This is a genomic window from Streptomyces sp. NPDC050738, assembly GCF_040654175.1.
In the GTDB taxonomy this organism is placed as follows: domain Bacteria; phylum Actinomycetota; class Actinomycetes; order Streptomycetales; family Streptomycetaceae; genus Streptomyces.
This window is the reverse complement of sequence record NZ_JBFAHN010000008.1, coordinates 32,811-50,587: the sequence shown is the minus strand read 5'-3', so window position 1 is coordinate 50,587 and position 17,777 is coordinate 32,811. Positions and strand designations below refer to the sequence as shown.

Here is a 17,777-nt window from a genome sequence, read left to right as displayed (position 1 = left end):
TACGCATGCCGATTCGCCCGGCGCCCGCCCGCAGCAGAGTGACACCCATGAACGGCCTATACGCCCTCAAGCCCTGGTACGCCGCCCGCCTCTCCGGCATCCGCGGCGCACTCGCCCGCCGCGAGGTGTCCCCGGACACGCTCACCGCCGCCGGCGTGGTGTGCGCGGCGGGCGCGGCAGCCTCGCTGGCCTGGCTGCCCGTTCCGTACGCGGCCCTCCCGGTCGCCGTTCTCCTCGCGGCGCGGCTCGCCTTCGCCAACCTCGACGGAGCGCTCGCCCGCGACACCGGGCGCACGACCCGGCGCGGCTCCGTGCTCAATGAACTCGGCGACCGGGCAGCCGACTTGGTGGTCATCGCGGGTTTCCTGGCGCTGGCACCGCTCTGGCTGGTCGCGGTCGCCGCCCTCGCGGCGACGCTCCCCTCCTGGGTCTCCCTGGCGGGCGCGGCGGCGGGCGCCCCGCGCCGCAACGGCGGCCCCGTCGGCAAGACGGAGCGCTGCCTCCTCGTCGTGATCGCGGCGGCCACGGGCTGGGCGGTGCCGGCGCTGGCCGTCGTCGCCGCCGGCTCCGCGCTCACCGCCGTGCTCCGACTGGCCTGGCTGTGGCGGGAGTTGGACGAGCGATGAGCGCCATCGTGGTGGTCGCGGGCACGCTCGGCGTGAGCGGGGCCGCGGTCGCGGCGCTGCCCGCGAAGGTCCGGATGCGGGCCGAGCTGCGGCGTCGCTGGCGGACCTGGGCGCTGGCGGCGCCGGTGTATCTGGGGGCGCTGTATCTGGGCGGGGGCTGGGCCCTCGCCGCGGGCCTCGGGGTGATCGCGGTGGCGGAGTACGTACGCATGACGGACCTGCCCCGCGCCGACCTCGCGGTCCTGGCGGCCGGGGCGGTGGCGCTGCCCGTACTGGCCTGGCAGGCCCCTGACCTCCTCGACCTCCGGGCGGCAGCACTGCTCCTCCTGGCGGCCGCCCTGCCCTCGCTCCTCTCCGGGGACGGCGAGCGCGGCTTCACGCGTACGGCCCGTACGCTCTTCGCACTGCTCTGGATTCCCGTCGCCCTGACGGGACTTGTGGCACTGGGGCAGCACACCGCGATCGCGGTCGGCCTGGCGGTGGCGCTGGGCGACGTGGGCGCCTGGTGCGGGGGTACGGCACTTGGCCGCAGCGGCCCGCTCGCCCGCCGCCTCTCCCCGCTCTCCCCCAACAAGACCTGGGCGGGCGTCCTGGGCGCGGCAGCCGCAACAGCCCTGGCCCTGTGGGCAGTTGGCGCCTTCAGCCTCGCGCTTTGGCCGGCGGTGCTGCTCGGCTGCATCTGCGGGGATCTCATCGAATCGATGGTCAAGCGCGAGGCGGGCGTCAAGGACGCGGGCAGCTGGCTGCCCGGCTTCGGCGGCCTGCTCGACCGGATCGACTCCCTCCTGGTGGCCCTGCTCCTCGCGATGGTGGTGACGCTGTGACAACGGCTCTCGTACGGACCAAGCCCACCCGCTCCTCCCGGCTTCCGGCCTTTCTCCGCCGGGCCCTGTGGAAGCTGGCGCTCACCCTCACGGGCGGGGTCGAGCGGCGCGGCCATCTCCCGCGCGGCGGCTGCGTGGTGGTGGCCAACCACTCCTCGCACGCCGACACGGCCGCCCTCCTGGCCGCCCTCGACGCCCGCCACGCGCCCAGGATCGGTGCGGCGGCCGACTACTGGTTCGCCTCCCCGTGGCGCAGCCGCGTCTGCTCGCGCCTGGCGGCGGGGTTCCCGGTACGCCGTACGGGCGGCGGTCTGGACGACCTGCTGGCGATGTCCGGGCACCTGCGGTCGGGCGGTGCGGTGGTCCTCTTCCCGGAGGGCACGCGCGGCCGAGACGGCGAGGTCGGCTCCTTCCACCGGGGCGCGCTGCTCCTCGCCGAACAGGCCGGGGTCCCGCTGATCCCGGTCGGCATCGGCGGCACGGACCGCCTGCTGCCCAAGCACGGCAGGCTGCGCCACTCGTTCGTACGCGTCGAGATCGGCGCCCCGCTGCCCTCCTCCGCCACCCCGGACGAGGCGCGCGACGCGGTGGCGGCGCTCACGGCCCGTACGAAATCCGAACCCCTCCCCGACTCGCACACCCGCCGCCGCGTCGCGTCGGTCGTCACCTCGCGCTGGGCGCTCCCGCTCGCCTTCGCCTGGGCCTTCGCGGAGGCCCTGAGCTGGCCCCTGATGCCCGAACTCCTCCTCGCGGCAGTGTGCGTGGCGGTCCCCCGCGCAGCGTTCAAACTCTCCCTCACGGCCGTCGCAGGCAGCCTGGCGGGCAGCCTCCTGGCCCTCCAACTGGCCGCATCGGGCGTCCACTTGCCCGCCCCGCTGACGACCCCCAGGATGCACGCGGAGGTCCGCGCCGAGCTCACCCTCGAAGGCGCGTCGGCGATCCGCCACCAACCCTGGAACGGCATCCCCTTCAAGGTGTACGCAGCCGAGGCCGGCCGCGCCGACATCGCACCCTCCGCCTGGCTGCCCGCGGCAGCAAAAGCGCGCGGCACCAGGACCCTCGCGGTCGGCCTCCTCTTCGCCGCGTTCGGCCTGCTGATGCGCCGCTTCCGCCGCTACTACGGCCGCTATCTCATCCTCCTCGGCGCCGGTTTCGCCACCGGCCTGGGCCTGATCGTGACCGGCTGGAGCTGAACCCAACACCCGCCCCCTCAGCCCACATTGATCCGACCTATCTGCCGCACAGGGTCTTGACGGTCCCTCAACTCCCCTCCATCCTCCCAGTCATCGGACGTATCGATCCATACGAGCCTGGGAGCCCCCTGTGGCGTCACTGCACCGGATCCGCCTGCTCACCCTCATGGTCTGCGCGGCACTCGCCGCGACCCTCCTCACCTCCCTCACCGCACGGGCCGCATCACCACCGCGAGAGACTGGCCGGACGGTCAGCGGCCCGGGCACCCCCCGCGCCGAGGTGGGCCTCGACCCCGCTACGGGCACGCCCACCCTCGCCGTCACCCGCCAGGGCCGCACCGTCCTGGAGCCCTCGCCGCTCGGCATCGTCACCGAGAGAGCCGACCTCTCCAGCGGCCTGACCCTGCTGGGCCGCAGCGACCGCGAGGTCGACGAGCGGTACACCACCACCGCGGGCAAGGACCGCACCCGCTCCACCCGGATGCACGAGGCCCGCTTCCGGTTCCGCGCAGCCGCTTCCGGCGCCCGCCTCGACCTCACCGTCCGGGTCTCGGCCGACGGCGTCGCCTACCGCTACACCCTCCCCGCGACCAGCGGAGACGTCCTGCGCGAAACCTCCGCCTTTACTCTGCCCGGCGACGCGGCCGGCTGGCTCGGTGCGTACCGCAAGGACAACGAGAACCTCTTCAAGGGGTACGCGGCGACCACCGCCCCCACGGGTGAGTACATGATGCAGGGCCTGTTCAGGACGTCCGCCGACGACTACGCCCTGATCGCCGAGTCCGACCTCTCCGGCCGCTACGCCGCCGCCCACCTCACCCACACCACCGGCTCCCCGACGTACGGCATCCAGCTCTGGGACGGCACCCCGATCCGCACCTCGGGCACCGGCACCCTCACCACCCCCTGGCGCGCGGTGATCACCGGCGACCTCGCCACGGTCACGCAGTCCACGTTCACCGACGACCTCGCCCCCGCCTCACGCGTCCGCGACACCTCCTGGATCAAGCCGGGCAAGGCGCTGTGGACCTGGCTGGCCGGCGGCAAGGCGGCAGGCCAGAGCCTGGAGAAGCAGAAGGCGTACGTCGATTACGCGGCAGCCCGCCACTGGCCGTACACGGTCGTCGACGCGGGCTGGTACTTCGACCCCGCACAGTGGGACGTCACCGACCCCGACTGGCAGCAGAACAGCTGGATCCCGGAGCTGGTCCGCTACGCCCGGGAGCGCGGCGTCGGCATCCACGTCTGGATCCACCAGCGCGACCTCGACACCCCCGAGGAGCGCGAACAGTGGCTGCCGACGCTGGAGCGGTGGGGCGTGAAGGGCGTCAAGATCGACTTCATGGACTCGGAGTCGCAGACGACGTTCCAGTGGTACGACCAGATCCTCGCAGCCACCGCCGCCCATCACCTCATGGTCAACTTCCATGGCTCCACGATCCCCAAGGGCCTGCAGCGCACCTGGCCGCAGGTGATGAGCTTCGAGGGGGTCAACGGCGAGGAGAAGAAGACGAACACCCCGCAGCACCTGGCGACGCTCCCCTTCACCCGCAACGTGCTGGGCTCGATGGACTTCACACCGGGCGCCTTCCAGCGGGCGGAGCGCCCCAACGCAGGCTCGGACGCAGGCGAGTTGGGCCTGTCGGTGCTCTTCGAGTCGGGCATCCAGAACCTCGCGGGCACCCCCGAGTCGTACGACGCACGCCCGGTCGCCCGCACCTTCCTGGAGCAGCTCCCGAACGTCTGGGACGAGTCCCGGCTGCTCGCCGGGGCCCCCGGCGAGAGCGCGGTCGAGGCGCGCCGCGCGGGCGACCGCTGGTTCATCGGCGGTACGTACGCGGGGGCGGCCCGCACCGCATCCGTACCCCTGTCCATCGGCCGCGGCCAGTGGCTGGTGGAGACGGTGACCGACTCCCCGGCCGGCCTGGTCCGTACGCCGCACGTGGTGCGCGGCGGCGGGACGCTGGCGGTGGACGTGGTGGCCGACGGGGGCTTCGCGGCGGTGGCGTGCCGCTGGCACGCGGGGCGCAGCGCCTGCTGAGCCGCGCTCATGGGACGGGGGCCGCCGAACCGATGGACGACGAGTCCCACCGGTTCGGCGACCCCCGACTCCTCGCAATCCCCGGCTTCCCCACCCCCGGCGGGCCAACCGGGTGACAGCAGGTTGCGCCCGAAATAGGGCGAGCCTTTTATCGGCCTTTTGAGCCGTAATGTCCGTCGCGTGATGCTCACCCCCGGGGCCCGAAGGGCCGCCTCCTGGATCGCCGCCACCACGGTCGCCTCCGCCGCCTGCCTGTTCGTGGCCCCTCAGGAGGGCCTCGCCCGGCCGATCACGAACTATCCGAGCGACTGCGCGAGCTCCTCGGCCCGGGTGATCTCCGGGCCGGACAGCTCGACGCTGAACCTGAACTCCACCGGCGTCGTACGGATCACCGGCACCGGGAACTTCACCGGGGGCCTCGGCTCCTACCCCGCCGGGGCTCTGATCTGCGTCGACTCGGGCGGGCGCTTCGCGCCCAGCTGGGCGAGCAACCCCAACGGCACGCTGGCCGTCGCCGCCGGGGGCGGCGCGGTCCTCTCGTACCTCTCGGTCGGCACCACGTTCCTGCTGCTCAACGAAGGCACCACCAGCGTCACCGGCTCCTTCAACGTCAACGGCGCGGGCTACCTCCACAACGCGACGGGCGGGACGCTCACCAGTACCGGCTACATGAACCTCGGCACCGGCGCCGTACTGGAGAACGAAGGCACGGCGACCCTCCAGAACCTGACACTCAACCAGGGCAGCCGTGTCCGCAACGGCGGCACCCTCGACGTCTCGGGATCTCTCGAATCCAACGGCACCTTCGTCAACATGGGCACGGTCAGCGCGGCGGGCCTGACCACCAACAGCGGTGCACCGCTGACCAACCAGTGCGTGATCAAGCTGAGCGGCGACTGGTCCAACAACAGCACAGCCACCAACTCCGGGATGATCCTTCTCAGTTCGTCACGCTTCACCAACAACGGCTTCTACCGCCAGGACGTCGGCGGGCTCCTGGCGTCCAAGGACCTGGTCAACAACCGCTCGGTCACCGGTTTCGGCCACTACCGCTTCACCGGCAACGCCACCACCCAGGGCAGCTTCGTCGGAGACGACCCCGCCTCGCCGGTCCTGGTGGACTCGGCGGCGCCCGCGGGGAAGATCTTCGACCTCGCCAACGGGGCCGTCGCCAACACCGTGCGCGGCACGGTCGACGTCGACCCGAACGCGGTGCCCGCCGGATGCACCGACCGCACCCCGACCACCGCCGACCTGGTCGCCACCAAGACAGGGCCTGCCACCGTGGACGCGGGCGGCACCGTGACGTACACCCTCACCCTGAGCAATCTGGGGCCCGCCGCGGCGGCCGACACGGTACTGACGGACCGGCTGCCCGGGGCCCTGACCGGAGTGCAGCTCTCCGACGGCGGCACGCTCAGCGGCTCCACCGCCACCTGGCGCGTCGGCTCGCTCGCCTCGGGCGCGAAGCTCACCCGTACCGTCACCGCCGCGGCCCCCGCCTCGGGCACCTTCACCGATACGGTCTCCGCGACCACCAGCACCACCCAGTCGGCCACCGTGGACAGCGACGGCAGCAGCGAAGCGGCCAATGTCACCACCGCCGTGGTTCCCGCCCCGCCCGTCAACCGCACCCCGACCACGGGCGACCAGCAGTGGACGGGAGCCGTCAACAACCCGCAGTTCGGGGCGCTTTCGGCCGCCGACCCGGACGACGGCCAGGAGCTGCGCTGGGCCGTGACCGCCCAGCCCGCGCACGGAACCCTGGACGTGCGCCCCGACGGGACCTTCACCTACCAGCCGGACCAGGACTGGACCGGCCGCGACCGTTTCACCGCGCGGGTCTGCGACAACGGCAGCCCGGTCCTGTGCGCGGACGCCACCACCGCCCTGACGGTCGCTCCGTACACCCAGGACGTCTCCGCCACCACGTACCAGGGGGAGGCAATCACCGTTCCGCTGACCGTCAACGACGTGGGCCAGGCCACCGCACCGACACTTCTCGACCCCCCGGCCAACGGCACGGCGGTACTCGACGGCAAGGGCGGCGTCAGCTACACCCCCGCCGCGGGCTTCCTCGGCACCGACACCTTCCGCTACCAGGTGTGCAGTGCGAACGCCGCCGACGTCTGCGTCTCCGCGCAGGTCTCGGTCACGGTGGTGCCGAAGCCGAAGGCGCCCCCGGCGGCCGACGCGCTGACCGTCGACACCCTTGCCGGACAGCCGGTTTCGGCACAGGTGCCCGCGACCGCTGCGGACTCCGGGCAGAGCCTCGCGTTCAGTGTCCTGAGCGGTCCGGCACGGGGAGATGTGGTGCTGGGGGCCGACGGGAGCTTCACGTACACCCCCAGAGATACGGCAGCGACGGGCCGGGACCGCTTCGCCGTCTCGGTGTGCGATGCCACGTCGTCGGTGCTGTGCACCGTCGCGGAGGTCACCGTGCTGATCCACCCGAGCGCGGTGGCCGACGCAGGGACGGCGACCTCCGGAACCGCGGCCGTCTTCGACATCGCCGCCAACGACATCGGCGACGCGGGCCCTGCGGAGATCATCGATCCACCGACGCTGGGCACCGCCACCGTCGCGGACGACGGCACCGTCCACTACACCGCGACCGGCACCGGCGAGGACTCCCTCGTCTACCGGCGCTGCACCACGGACGGCACTAATTTGTGCACCACCGCCACCCTGACGATCGCCGTCGGCGCGCCCACTCGGGTACGGGCCTCCGGCACCGCGCTGGAGGGCACCGTCGACCAGCCCCTGACCGGCATGGTGACCGCGGCGAGCACCAGCGGCAGGCCGGTCGCGTACAGCATCACCGCACAGGCCGCGAACGGTACGGGAAGCATCGACGCGACCACCGGCGCCGTGACCTACACACCCAACGCCGGCTTCATCGGCAGCGACGTCTTCGCCGTCACCAGCTGTGACGGCGCCATCTGCGACACGGCTCAAGTCACCGTCGCCGTAAGGCCGCTCGCCGCACCGGGACGCATCGCGACCACCGCCGGCCAGGGCGCGCATCTCTCCTTCGACCACGTGATCACCGGGACGGACCCCACCGTCACCGCGATCGCTCAGCCCGCCCACGGAAGTGTGCAGCTCACGTCGTCGGACTTCGTCTACGTCCCCGCCGACGGTTTCGCGGGCACCGACTCCTTCACGTACCGCGCGTGCAGCACCTCCGCCCCGGCGGTCTGCGCCGAGGCGGAGGTGCTGATCTGGGTGGCCCCGCTCGCCAACGGCGCCGCGGTGACGACCACGGCGACCGACCCGGTGACGGTCGACGCGACCGCCAACGACATCGGCGTCGCACCGGACTCGGTCCCCCTGATCGTCACGGCGCCGGAGCACGGCACGGCGATCGTCCTGGCGGACGGCAGGATCCGGTACACCCCGACCGGCACCTGGACGGGCACCGACAGCCTGGTCTACGAGGTCAGCGGCGCCACCACCTCGCTGCGGGCCGCAAAGCCCAGGCTGCTGGGAGCGCGCGAGGCGGCGCTCACCGCCCGTGCGTCCGTCCTGATCACCGTCGTACCGAAGCTCGCCGTCGACCGGGCCAGGACCACGGAGGGCAAGCCGGTCACGATCGCGGTCGGCGCCAACGACGTGGGCGACGCGGATGAGGCGGTGCTCGCCCAGCCGCCCACCCGGGGAACGGTCGAATTCCGTTCCGGGCAGGCGATTTACACGCCGCTGCCGGGCTTCACCGGCGAGGACTCGTTCACGTACCGCCGCTGCAGCACGAACGCCCCGGACGTCTGCGCGACGGCACTGGTCACGGTGGAGATCGACGCGACCCCGACGCCGCCGCCGACCCCCTCACCGTCCCCGACCCCTTCACCGACCGCGCCGCCCACCCACACACCCACCCCCACCGACCAGCCCCCGCACACCCCGTCCCCGGATGCGACCGGGCACGGGCACGGACACGGACACGGCCCACTGGCGGACACCGGTCAGCGGACCGGCTACTGGGCGCTGCTGCTGGCCGCGCTGGGTTCGGTCGCGGCGGGCCTGGGAGTGATCGCGGTGACGGCGCGCACGCGAGGCCGGCACTGAGGCGCGGCGCTCATTGGAGGGGCCGCAGGAACCTCCGCTCGTACCGCTTGATGCACCGGGTCCGCTGCGCCAGCTCGAAGGCCTCCTGGCACTCGGGGTCGTTCATGCTGTCGGCGCGGTACTGCTCGTACAGCGCGAAGCTCGGGAAGGTGAACAGCGCGTAGGCGATGTCGCTGTCGCCCTCGCTCGGCAGGAAGTAACCGAGGTGCGTGCCGCCGAACCGGTTGACGAGACCGACCCATCGGCGGCCGTACTCCTCGAAATCCGCGATCCGGTCGGGGTCGATCTCGTACTTCAGATGAATGGTGATCATGCGCCCACCCTAATTCCGAGGAATCCAGAACCCGAGGGAACCTTCGCAGGCCGGCCCGACTCCTGACGGACCGAGAACGCCACCGTCAGACGAAGGGAACCCCATGCACTCCATGCCACCCGTCAGCGACCGCCCCATGCCGCACGTGGAAGGCGCACGCCACCACTGGATCCAGGCGGGCGAAGTCCGTCTGCACACGGCTGAGTTCGGCCCGCCCAGCGGCACCCCGGTAGTCCTGCTCCACGGCTTCCCCCAGCACTGGTACGCCTGGCGCGGACTGGCCCCGCTCCTCTCCCCCGACCACCGCCTGATCTGCGTGGACCTGCGCGGTTTCGGCTGGTCGGAACAGCCGAAGAGGGGTTACGACACGGACAGCCTGGCCTCCGACATCCTGGCGCTGCTCGACGCGCTGGCCCTGGACCGCACGGCGCTGATCGCCCATAGCTGGGGTGCGGGGGTGGGCTTCCGCCTGTGCCAGCAGGCACCCGCCCGCGTCACCGCATATCTGGCCCTGAACATGACCCACCCCTGGACGGAACACCGCCACGTACTCCCCAACCTCTGGCGGATGTGGTTCACGGCGCTGATCGAGTACCCGGTGCTGGGCCGCCTGGTGCTGCGCCATGTCCCCTCCCTCACCCGCTACTTGCTGCGCCGGGCGACACCGGACGCACCGTCGGTCTGGCGCCCGTCCGACCTGACGGAGTACGCCGAGTCCACGCAACGCTCGGCCCACGCGGGCCAGTCCCTGTTCTGGCAGTACGTACTGCGCGACATCCCCGCCGGCTTCCGGGGCACGCACCGCCGCACCCGCCTCACCGTCCCGACCCTGGTCCTGGGCGGCGAGCTCGACCCGGTGATCCCGCCGGCCCTGCTCCAAGGCACACCCCTGGCGGACGACCTGGCCGTGGAGACAGTCCCCGGCGCGGGCGGCCACCTCCCCGAGGAGTGCCCCGACCGGGTGGCGGAGGCCTTCCGCCGGCTCACCGCAGGGCGGCCCGCCGCTCCACTTCGCTGAAGAACTGCCGGGCCCGGCGCGCCCCGAGCACCCGCCGGTAGGCGCGCTGCAGGGGCCCGAGGGCGGCGGGCCGCAAGGCCCCGCACACCGCGAACCGCGTCCCGCCGTCCTCCTCCACGGCCGCCATCCCCATGGTCACCAGCCGGGACTGCATGAGGCACCACCCAGGAGCCAGCCGCACCTCGAAGTCCCCGCGCAGCCCGACAGCATCGACGGCGACCGCGGCCTTGCGCTCGCTGTCACCGGGAGCCACCCGGAACTCCCGTACAAACGAAAGGAGATGAGGCAGCTCCCCTTCCAGATCGGCCACAACGCCCCACACCTGCTCATACGGAAGCTCGATGCGAGCCTCCGCATACAACGGCGCGCGCAACCCGGCGGCCACGACCCGCAACCGGCCGACGGAATCCGTACCCCTCACACCACCGCTCATCGCACCCACGCTTTCCTGAAGGCCGAACGGGCCCGGTGCAGACGGGACTTCACGGTCCCCTCGGGTACGCCGAGGATCGCGGCGACGGCCCGCTCGTCAAGCCCTTCGACCTCCCTCAACACCAGCACGGCGCGATGCCGCACGGGCAAACGCGCGAGCAAGTCCCGCACATCAACGCCGAGTTCATCACCCCACCCGCTCCACCCGCTCCCCGCGAGCTCCACCAGCCGAGCAACGTCGCCCCCATCCGCCAGCACAACCTCACCCGCACCCCGCCGGGCGACCCGCACGGCCTCCCGCACGCTCACGGCCCGGACCCACCCATAGAAAGCCTGCGGATCACGCACGCCCCGCACCCCCCGGAAGACGGCGATCAGCGCTTCCTGTACGGCATCGGCGGTGTCGCGCGGGGCAATGGGCGCGCAGAGCCGCCGTACGTAGGGCGTGACGAGCTCCAGCAGATCGTCCATGGCCAGGGCGTCACCGCGCTGCGCCGCGCGCACCAGCGGAGCGGCCGCGTCCCAAGGCGCCAAGGAGTCCCCCATCACGACCAACCTACAAGACCCAACACCTAACCTCTAAAACAACATTGACAGGTTAGTTCACCCCATGGTGAACTCTCCCCATGAAGACGACGGAACAGCGCATCCACCACCGCACGGCGACGGTCGACGGCCACGAGATCTTCTACCGCGAGGCCGGCCCGGCGGACGCCCCGGTGCTCCTCCTCCTGCACGGCTTCCCGACGAGCTCGTACATGTTCCGCGACCTCATCCCGCGCCTGGCCGACCGCTACCGCGTCATCGCGCCCGACCACATCGGCTTCGGCCACTCGGCGACCCCGTCGGCGAAGGAATTCCCGTACACCTTCGCCGAACTGGCCCAGCTGACAGCGGACTTCACCACCCACCTGAACCTGACCCGCTTCGCCCTCTACATCCAGGACTACGGCGCCCCCATAGGCCTGCGCCTGGCCCTCGCCCACCCCGAGCGCATCACGGCGATCATCACCCAGAACGGCAACGCCTACACGGAGGGCCTCGGCCAGGACGCCTGGGCCCCGGTCCGCGCCCTGATCGCGAACCGCACACCGGAGACGGAGGAGGCGGTGAGCCAGATCAGCACGCTGGAAGGCATCAAGTGGCAGTACACGAACGGAGTCCCGCCCCAGTACGCCACACTCCTCGACCCCGACGCCTGGCACCACGACGCGGCCCAGATGTCCCGCGAGGGCCAGCGCGAAATCCAGCTGGACCTTATAGCCGACTACGGCAGCAACTTCGAGCTCTACCCGGCCTTCCAGGAGTACTTCCGCACGAGCCAGATCCCCCTGCTGGCCACCTGGGGCAGGCACGACGAGGTGTTCATCCCCGCAGGAGCGGAGGCCTTCCGCAAGGACCTCCCCCAGGCGGAGATCCACCTGCTCCCCTCGGGCCACTTCGCCCTGGAGACGCACGCTCCTGAAATCGCGGAGCTGATACGGGACTTCCTGGCCCGGCACGTACCGAAGGCCGCCTGATCACGACCATCGGCGGGTCGAAACGTCAGCGGCTCCGACGCCACCATCGACGCTTCGGTGCCCCCGACGGAGGCTTCTGCCCGATCGTCTGTGGCGCTGCCGCGACGTCCGGGGCAAGGGCGCGCAGGGCAGTGCGGATACGGTCGAAGGTCGCGATCGGGTGATGATCGCCTCCGGGCAACGCAACCCCGATGCAGACCAGTTTGAAACTCTGCCCACCCAGCCCGGCCCCGATGAACACCGGTGCGCCGACACACCCTTGCGGCAGTTTGCCTGCCCAGCGGACACCGCTGCCGTCGCGCACGACCTCGCCGACGACGACGGCCTGCTCACGGTCGGTCGTTCCCTCATCAGTGACATGACCGAGCAGGTAGGCGGCAACCGGCCCTTCGCCCAGGCCGTCGACATCCTCCTCTGTCGCGGTGATGCCGTCGGTGACCTCGTCGGTCGTCCAGGACCACCCCTTGCGCTCCCCGTGCGCATGCAGCCCTACGGTGGACATGACCGCGACGCCCAATCCGTCGAGGTGAGTCCACCCCTCGGCGAAGTCGACCATCATCAGCTTCTGCGCGCTCATCTGCGGTGAGCACAGCGCGGCCCGGAGCGTGAACTCGGCGATCTCGGCCCTCGCCGGCTCGCCGGCCGTCACAAGGTACTGGCGGACGACTTCGCCATCGCCAACGGTCTCCACCAACTCGTTGAACCAGAAGGCGGTCGCGTGGCGATCGTCCTGGTGAGCGCGGTGAAAGGGCAGAGTCGCACGGCCGACGTGGTCGACTATCGCATTGATGGTGGCGCTGTGAAAGTTGGGCAGATCAGGCATGGTCCGAGATCATAACCATGGCATCCCCTCCTCGCCCCCCTCGGCGGATACCGCCAACCAAGCATGAGTCAACTAAGTCCTTTCACACGGGAGTTGAGGCCACGATCTCGCTGCGCCCGGTCGGATCGCGAACTGGCGCCACTGCCTTTGGCAAGCGCATATGCGCAGAGGCAATTGCTGGCTACAGTCGTCTTGTTACTCCTGGTTGTGGGGACAACCACAGTTCCACACCGCTGCCAACGTCCTGGGGGGCCTGCAGCACATGAGTCGCTCCACTGGTTTTGTCGGCGCTTGGGCCGAGGCGCAGCGGCAGCAGCAGCGCCAACTGGAGGCCGAGGCACGACAGCAAAGGCGGGAGGCACAGCAGGCCCGGGCGTATCAGCGACGGGCCGAGCAGAGCCACCGCGAGTACCGGCAGGCGGAAGCACAGCGCCGTACGGAGGAACTGGACGCACAAGTGGCGTCACTTCAAGGCCTTCTCGCTGTGGGATGTCAGGGTCCGGCTTTCCGGGCGTCTTCGCTCGTACGGTCCGAAGCGGTTCAGCCTTTCGCTCCCGGACCGCTGGCCCAGCCCGTGGTCATGCCGGATCTCAGCCAATACCAGGTGCAGAGCGGTTGGACCGCGAACCGCCGCGCCCAGGCGCAGGCCGAAGCGCGGGGTCGTTTCGAGAGGGACTTGCAGGCCGCGCAGGCCGTAGAGGTCCAGCGGCAGCAACAGTTGACGTCATATCAGCGGGAGTACCAACGGTGGGCCGAAACGCAGCTCGCTGAGGTACGTCGGCACAATGCCGGAATCACCGCGGTGACCGAGGGGCTCAGACGCGGGGATCCGGATTCCGCGGTGGAGTACTTCACCGCCGCTCTCTACGCCTCAAAGGCCTGGCCGGACGATTTCCCCCGTCAGGTGGCGGCGGCCTACGACCCGGCAGCCCGACAGCTGGTGCTGGACTGGGAGTTGCCCGCGTACGGCATCGTCCCGGAGGCCAAGACCATCCGGTACATGTTCGGAGTGGATCAGGACAAAGAGACCCCCCGGCCGGTGAGTCAGCGTCGGTCGCTGTACCGGGAAGTGCTGGCGCAGTGCGTGCTGCTCGTCCTGCACGAGCTGTTCGCGGCGGATGAGCCGGGTGCGCTCGAGTCAGTTGCCCTGAACGGCTTCGTGGACGGGCACGACCCGACGACGGGCCGACCGGGCCATATCGTCCTCGCGACGGTCATGGCCCCCCGCTCCTCGTTCCGCGGCCTGCATCTGGCACAGGTGGACGCGGTCAGTTGCCTGGCCGACGGATTGCACGGGCAGCTGACGGCCCGGCCGGACCAGCTCAACCCGGTACGTCCGAGCCGGCGGCCGGAGGACGTCGGCCACCGGGTCGTCGCTCACGGCAGCGACGAGGAACCGGACCTGTACGAGATGGATCCGATCGCGTTCGAGCATCTGGTGGCCGAACTCTTCCGGGCCATGGGCATGCAGGCGGTGACGACCCAGCGCTCGAACGACGGCGGAGTGGACGTCGACGCGCTCGACCCGACTCCGATCCGGGGCGGCAAGATCGTGGTGCAGGTGAAGCGCTATCGCAACACGGTGCCACCCACCGCCGTGCGTGACCTGTACGGCACCGCGCAGGACGCTGGTGCCAACAAGGGCGTACTGGTGACGACGTCGGGCTTCGGCCCCGGTTCACACACCTTCGCCAACGGCAAACCGCTGGAACTCATCTCGGGCGCCGAGCTCGTCGACCTGCTGCACCGCCATGGGTTGAGCGGACGGCTCGGCGACAGCCGTCCGGCGGGAGCGCAGACGGTTTCGCCGGATCCCGGCCCAGATCTCCCCGACGACTACAACGTCCTGGGCATGTCGTGGTCCGGAAGCGTTGCCTTGGACGTCTGCGCTCTAGTCTGCCGGGGAAACCGCGTCCTCAGTGACGACCACTTCGTCTTCTACAACAACGTGCAGTCTCCGGACGGTTCAGTTCGCGCCCTCACCGCGACCACACCCGACAAGGCCGCAATCAGCGTCGCCTTCGACGGATTGCCGGACGAGGCCGACCGATTCGTACTCGTCGCCGCCATCGACCCGGAAGTCAACCCCGACGCCGATCTCGCAGGTTTCACCGAGGCCTCCATCCGGCTACTCGATCCCAGAATGGCCGAACTGGGACAGCTGGAGGTCTCGGACGGCCGCCCAGGCGAAACCGCATTGGTGCTCGGCTCCTTCCGCAGGAGGACGAACGGCGACTGGGACTTCGTCCTCGGCGGCAAGGGCTACACCGGAGGCCTGGCGGAACTCGTGCAGGACTACGGCATCGTGGTCGACTAGATCCGCGAAGTGGCCTCAGCCAACGCACTTGGGCCTGAAGCCAAAGGGAGAGTGCGGCGATGTCCGGTTCGTGGCGCCTGATGCAAGGCGACATACACCTCGGTGATCTCCACCAGTACGAGATCGACCAGCCCACGTTTCTCTGCCACTTCACACCTGGGCCGGGCTGGGAAACCGTCAGGGACCTGTTCGAGGCGTGGGCAGCCGTGCAGGGAGCCGACCCCGATGGCAGCCGGCACACGGAGGCCGTCCGCCCCCTGGTGGCTCTGGATCTGACACTCGCCCCCATGGATGGAAGCACTCCGATGCGCTGCTTCAAAGACTGCATCGTGCGCATCTACGGGGATGTCGCACGCCTCCGCTACTGAAATGCGCATCGCACCCGCTGGGCTTGGGGCACGGTACGGCGGTATCTAAGGACCCGGCCGCCATCTCTGAACTGATCGTCAGAACTCAGCCGAACAAGCTGACGCATGCCACGTGATTGCGCCTGACTGTCTACGCCACCGATACCAAGAAGGAGTGCCAGGCGTCCGTCCCGAAGATCAGGGCGGGGGCTTCGGGCCGCTTGCTGTCGCGGACCGGGACCAGGCCGGGGAAGCCGTCGGCCACCTCCACGCACTCGCCGCCGTTGGAGCCGCTGTACGTGGACTTGCGCCACTGTGCGCCAGTCAGGTCAGGAGTGGTCCTGTTCCCCATAGCGATCCTCCATCACGCGAGCGATCAACGCCGCCGAGTTTTTTGGTGAGAGTGCCTCGGCCTGCAGTCGAGAGTAGCCGACCGAACGCTCTTTGATCACTTGCGGGTTGGCGGTCAGATGGCCCTGGTCGTAGCTGTCGGCGTAGTGGATGTCCGGGTCGTTCTCGAAGCGCATCAGCGTGAATGAGCCCATCAATGCGGCATGTTGCCCCACAGAGAACGGAAGCACCTGAAGGTCCACCCACGGCCGGTCGCGGAACTCCAACAGGTGGGCGAGTTGGTTCCGCATCACCTCCCGACCGCCGATCTCCCGGTACAGCGCAGCCTCGTCCAGTACCACCCACAACACCGGCGGCTCCTCGCGCGCGAGAACGCGCTGGCGTTCCATGCGCGCCGCCAGTCGGGCGTCCAGCTTCTCCGGTGCCTCGACACCGAGCACGGCCCGTGCGTACGCCTCCGTCTGGAGCAGACCGTTGACCAACTGCGCCTGGTACGTGGAGACGTACGCCGCCTTCGCCTCCAACTCCGCATACGGCTGGAACCACGAAGGGAGTTGGCTCCGCAGCACCAGCCCGATCAGACGCGAGAACGTTCCGTCCGCGTCCAGCGCCGCATCGACCCGCTCCGAGAACTCGCGAGTCGGGACCCTCTTCGTCGTCTCGATCTGGCCGATCAGCGAGCCAGTACAGAAGACGATCTCCCCCAGCTGACCCTGCTTGAGACCCGCTTCCTCACGCCGGCGACGCAGTTCCGAACCGTAGTAGTCGAGCGGGGACGCGCACGGGTCGAGGTGGTGGATGTTCGCCATGCCGAGGACCTCCGGGCTTCAACACCTTGCGGCGTTCGCTTCGCTCCGTAGCCGAGCGTAAGCGGTACGTTGCACCGTTGCGGCATGAATCATGCAACTGGGGTGCAGGAAACAGACGTTGATCCCGCCTATCGCGCCGAACTCGCCGTGAGCGAGCACTCCGTACGTCATCTCCGCCGCATCCTGCGCCTGTATCTCACCGGGTGGGAACTCACGGAGCTGGCCGACGCCGCCGAGCTGGCGCTCACCGAGCTCGTCGCCAATGTCGTACGGCACGTGCCAGGGCGGCGGTGCTCCGTTCTCATCCTGCGCGAGGGCGACCGCGTGCGCGTCGAGGTCGCGGACCGGTGCCCCAGACTTCCCTCCCCTGCCGACGGGGGCGAACTCGCCGAAGGCGGGCGCGGGTTGCTCATCATCGCAGCCGTCGCGGACGACTGGGGTGTGAACCCGAGCCCCGACGGGACCGGCAAAACCGTGTGGTTCACGTGCGGGTCCCACGGCGGGACATGAAACCGCGCCTGGCTCACCCCTGAGCGGCATAGACCAGCTCCTGCGGCAGCAGTTGTTCGGCCTTCGCGATCTCGCCGGACCGGACCAGCGCCCGGATCTGGTGCGCGAGCGGGGTCACGTCCGTGATCGCCACCGTCCACTCGTCCGCGTACCGTCGCGCCGCGTCCCCCGCGAGACCCAGCTGGAGCGAGCGGTAGGGCAGCTGCTGGAGATGGAGGTCGCGTTCGGGATCCCACTGGACGCGGGCCGGGGCGCGCTTCAACTCCCTTTGCCAGGACGTCCGGTCGGCGTGCACCCCGCGTTCGTAATGCGAGAGGCAGGAGTTCCGCAGCGCCCAGTCGAAGCCCTCGCGGGTGATCTCGACGGCCAGCACCGTCTCCTGGCCCTCCTTCTCGCCCCAGCCGCAGCGATACATCATCCAGAGGAACGAGGGCTTGATCCATGTCATCCGGTCCCGCTTCCAGGCCTCGGGAAACCGGCCGTCGCGCGCCGCCGGAAGACCGATGTGCGGGCCGTACGCCTGGTAGACGGTGATCGTGCTCGCCGTGTGCAGCGCGCGGATCTCCCGGTTCGGTTCGTTCATGA

At 70.2% G+C, this 17,777-nt stretch carries 17 protein-coding genes; 10 read left to right on the top strand and 7 right to left on the bottom strand.

Features of this window, described 5'->3' with window-relative positions; all coding sequences use genetic code 11:
• Positions 1-47 precede the first annotated feature (47 nt).
• From AB0H78_RS21485 to AB0H78_RS21465, 5 genes are all read left to right on the top strand, one after another.
• On the top strand, positions 48-626 hold the full coding sequence (locus tag AB0H78_RS21485; RefSeq protein WP_363236111.1) for a CDP-alcohol phosphatidyltransferase family protein: 579 nt from the start codon (positions 48-50) through the stop codon (positions 624-626).
• Positions 623-1,450, top strand: a complete 828-nt coding sequence (locus AB0H78_RS21480) for a phosphatidate cytidylyltransferase (protein WP_363236110.1) — start codon at positions 623-625, stop codon at positions 1,448-1,450. Before AB0H78_RS21485 ends, AB0H78_RS21480 begins: the two co-directional genes overlap by 4 nt.
• Entirely contained in the window at positions 1,447-2,643 is a 1,197-nt protein-coding gene (locus AB0H78_RS21475; RefSeq protein ID WP_363236109.1) for a lysophospholipid acyltransferase family protein, read from the top strand. The genes AB0H78_RS21480 and AB0H78_RS21475 overlap by 4 nt, the downstream gene beginning before the upstream one ends.
• A gap of 166 nt (positions 2,644-2,809) precedes the next feature.
• Complete coding sequence (locus tag AB0H78_RS21470) at positions 2,810-4,684, top strand: glycoside hydrolase family 97 catalytic domain-containing protein (protein WP_363236380.1); 1,875 nt, start codon at positions 2,810-2,812, stop codon at positions 4,682-4,684.
• Positions 4,685-4,867: 183 nt separating this feature from the next.
• Complete coding sequence (locus AB0H78_RS21465) at positions 4,868-8,752, top strand: Ig-like domain-containing protein (protein WP_363236379.1); 3,885 nt, start codon at positions 4,868-4,870, stop codon at positions 8,750-8,752.
• A 10-nt stretch (positions 8,753-8,762) separates the two neighbouring features.
• Here the strand turns inward: AB0H78_RS21465 and AB0H78_RS21460 are convergent, their stop codons facing one another.
• The gene (locus AB0H78_RS21460) at positions 8,763-9,065 is read right to left on the bottom strand and encodes an NIPSNAP family protein (protein WP_363236108.1); all 303 of its coding nucleotides are present in this window, start codon (positions 9,063-9,065) and stop codon (positions 8,763-8,765) included.
• A 103-nt stretch (positions 9,066-9,168) separates the two neighbouring features.
• Here AB0H78_RS21460 and AB0H78_RS21455 point away from each other — a divergent pair, with 103 nt between their 5' ends.
• Positions 9,169-10,083: an alpha/beta hydrolase gene (locus AB0H78_RS21455; protein WP_363236107.1), complete on the top strand. Its 915-nt coding sequence runs from the start codon at positions 9,169-9,171 to the stop codon at positions 10,081-10,083.
• On the opposite strand, the gene AB0H78_RS21450 is transcribed toward AB0H78_RS21455, so the two are convergent.
• Positions 10,049-10,516: a hypothetical protein gene (locus AB0H78_RS21450; RefSeq protein WP_363236106.1), complete on the bottom strand. Its 468-nt coding sequence runs from the start codon at positions 10,514-10,516 to the stop codon at positions 10,049-10,051. The genes AB0H78_RS21455 and AB0H78_RS21450 overlap by 35 nt on opposite strands.
• Positions 10,513-11,061, bottom strand: a complete 549-nt coding sequence (locus AB0H78_RS21445) for an RNA polymerase sigma factor (RefSeq protein ID WP_363236105.1) — start codon at positions 11,059-11,061, stop codon at positions 10,513-10,515. The genes AB0H78_RS21450 and AB0H78_RS21445 overlap by 4 nt, the downstream gene beginning before the upstream one ends.
• Positions 11,062-11,141: 80 nt before the next feature.
• Between AB0H78_RS21445 and AB0H78_RS21440 the strand changes: the two genes are divergently transcribed.
• Positions 11,142-12,035, top strand: a complete 894-nt coding sequence (locus tag AB0H78_RS21440) for an alpha/beta fold hydrolase (protein WP_363236104.1) — start codon at positions 11,142-11,144, stop codon at positions 12,033-12,035.
• 25 nt (positions 12,036-12,060) lie between these two features.
• Here the strand turns inward: AB0H78_RS21440 and AB0H78_RS21435 are convergent, their stop codons facing one another.
• Entirely contained in the window at positions 12,061-12,858 is a 798-nt protein-coding gene (locus AB0H78_RS21435; RefSeq protein WP_363236103.1) for a hypothetical protein, read from the bottom strand.
• 262 nt (positions 12,859-13,120) lie between these two features.
• Here AB0H78_RS21435 and AB0H78_RS21430 point away from each other — a divergent pair, with 262 nt between their 5' ends.
• A complete protein-coding gene (locus AB0H78_RS21430; RefSeq protein ID WP_363236378.1) occupies positions 13,121-15,175 on the top strand; it encodes a restriction endonuclease in 2,055 nt (684 codons plus the stop codon).
• Between the two features lie 59 nt (positions 15,176-15,234).
• The gene (locus AB0H78_RS21425) at positions 15,235-15,543 is read left to right on the top strand and encodes a hypothetical protein (RefSeq protein WP_363236102.1); all 309 of its coding nucleotides are present in this window, start codon (positions 15,235-15,237) and stop codon (positions 15,541-15,543) included.
• A gap of 130 nt (positions 15,544-15,673) precedes the next feature.
• Here the strand turns inward: AB0H78_RS21425 and AB0H78_RS21420 are convergent, their stop codons facing one another.
• Together AB0H78_RS21420 and AB0H78_RS21415 are read right to left on the bottom strand one after the other, a co-directional pair.
• Positions 15,674-15,874: a DUF397 domain-containing protein gene (locus tag AB0H78_RS21420; protein ID WP_363236101.1), complete on the bottom strand. Its 201-nt coding sequence runs from the start codon at positions 15,872-15,874 to the stop codon at positions 15,674-15,676.
• Positions 15,852-16,682 carry a helix-turn-helix transcriptional regulator gene (locus tag AB0H78_RS21415; RefSeq protein ID WP_363236100.1) on the bottom strand — a complete coding sequence of 277 codons (831 nt, stop codon included), beginning with the start codon at positions 16,680-16,682 and terminating at the stop codon, positions 15,852-15,854. Before AB0H78_RS21415 ends, AB0H78_RS21420 begins: the two co-directional genes overlap by 23 nt.
• Before the next feature lie 84 nt (positions 16,683-16,766).
• Between AB0H78_RS21415 and AB0H78_RS21410 the strand changes: the two genes are divergently transcribed.
• Positions 16,767-17,192: an ATP-binding protein gene (locus AB0H78_RS21410; RefSeq protein ID WP_363236099.1), complete on the top strand. Its 426-nt coding sequence runs from the start codon at positions 16,767-16,769 to the stop codon at positions 17,190-17,192.
• A gap of 13 nt (positions 17,193-17,205) precedes the next feature.
• Here AB0H78_RS21410 and AB0H78_RS21405 read toward each other — a convergent pair whose 3' ends face one another.
• Entirely contained in the window at positions 17,206-17,775 is a 570-nt protein-coding gene (locus AB0H78_RS21405; protein WP_363236098.1) for a DUF4291 domain-containing protein, read from the bottom strand.
• Positions 17,776-17,777 lie beyond the last annotated feature (2 nt).

Coding starts and splice junctions, on each gene's coding strand:
- AB0H78_RS21485 (WP_363236111.1), top strand. CDS start 48: ATGAACGGCCTATACGCCCTCAAGCCCTGGTACGCCGCCCGCCTCTCC.
- AB0H78_RS21480 (WP_363236110.1), top strand. CDS start 623: ATGAGCGCCATCGTGGTGGTCGCGGGCACGCTCGGCGTGAGCGGGGCC.
- AB0H78_RS21470 (WP_363236380.1), top strand. CDS start 2,810: ATGGTCTGCGCGGCACTCGCCGCGACCCTCCTCACCTCCCTCACCGCA.
- AB0H78_RS21465 (WP_363236379.1), top strand. CDS start 4,868: ATGCTCACCCCCGGGGCCCGAAGGGCCGCCTCCTGGATCGCCGCCACC.
- AB0H78_RS21460 (WP_363236108.1), bottom strand. CDS start 9,065: ATGATCACCATTCATCTGAAGTACGAGATCGACCCCGACCGGATCGCG.
- AB0H78_RS21455 (WP_363236107.1), top strand. CDS start 9,169: ATGCACTCCATGCCACCCGTCAGCGACCGCCCCATGCCGCACGTGGAA.
- AB0H78_RS21450 (WP_363236106.1), bottom strand. CDS start 10,516: ATGAGCGGTGGTGTGAGGGGTACGGATTCCGTCGGCCGGTTGCGGGTC.
- AB0H78_RS21445 (WP_363236105.1), bottom strand. CDS start 11,061: ATGGGGGACTCCTTGGCGCCTTGGGACGCGGCCGCTCCGCTGGTGCGC.
- AB0H78_RS21440 (WP_363236104.1), top strand. CDS start 11,142: ATGAAGACGACGGAACAGCGCATCCACCACCGCACGGCGACGGTCGAC.
- AB0H78_RS21435 (WP_363236103.1), bottom strand. CDS start 12,858: ATGCCTGATCTGCCCAACTTTCACAGCGCCACCATCAATGCGATAGTC.
- AB0H78_RS21430 (WP_363236378.1), top strand. CDS start 13,121: ATGAGTCGCTCCACTGGTTTTGTCGGCGCTTGGGCCGAGGCGCAGCGG.
- AB0H78_RS21425 (WP_363236102.1), top strand. CDS start 15,235: ATGTCCGGTTCGTGGCGCCTGATGCAAGGCGACATACACCTCGGTGAT.
- AB0H78_RS21420 (WP_363236101.1), bottom strand. CDS start 15,874: ATGGGGAACAGGACCACTCCTGACCTGACTGGCGCACAGTGGCGCAAG.
- AB0H78_RS21415 (WP_363236100.1), bottom strand. CDS start 16,682: ATGGCGAACATCCACCACCTCGACCCGTGCGCGTCCCCGCTCGACTAC.
- AB0H78_RS21410 (WP_363236099.1), top strand. CDS start 16,767: ATGAATCATGCAACTGGGGTGCAGGAAACAGACGTTGATCCCGCCTAT.
- AB0H78_RS21405 (WP_363236098.1), bottom strand. CDS start 17,775: ATGAACGAACCGAACCGGGAGATCCGCGCGCTGCACACGGCGAGCACG.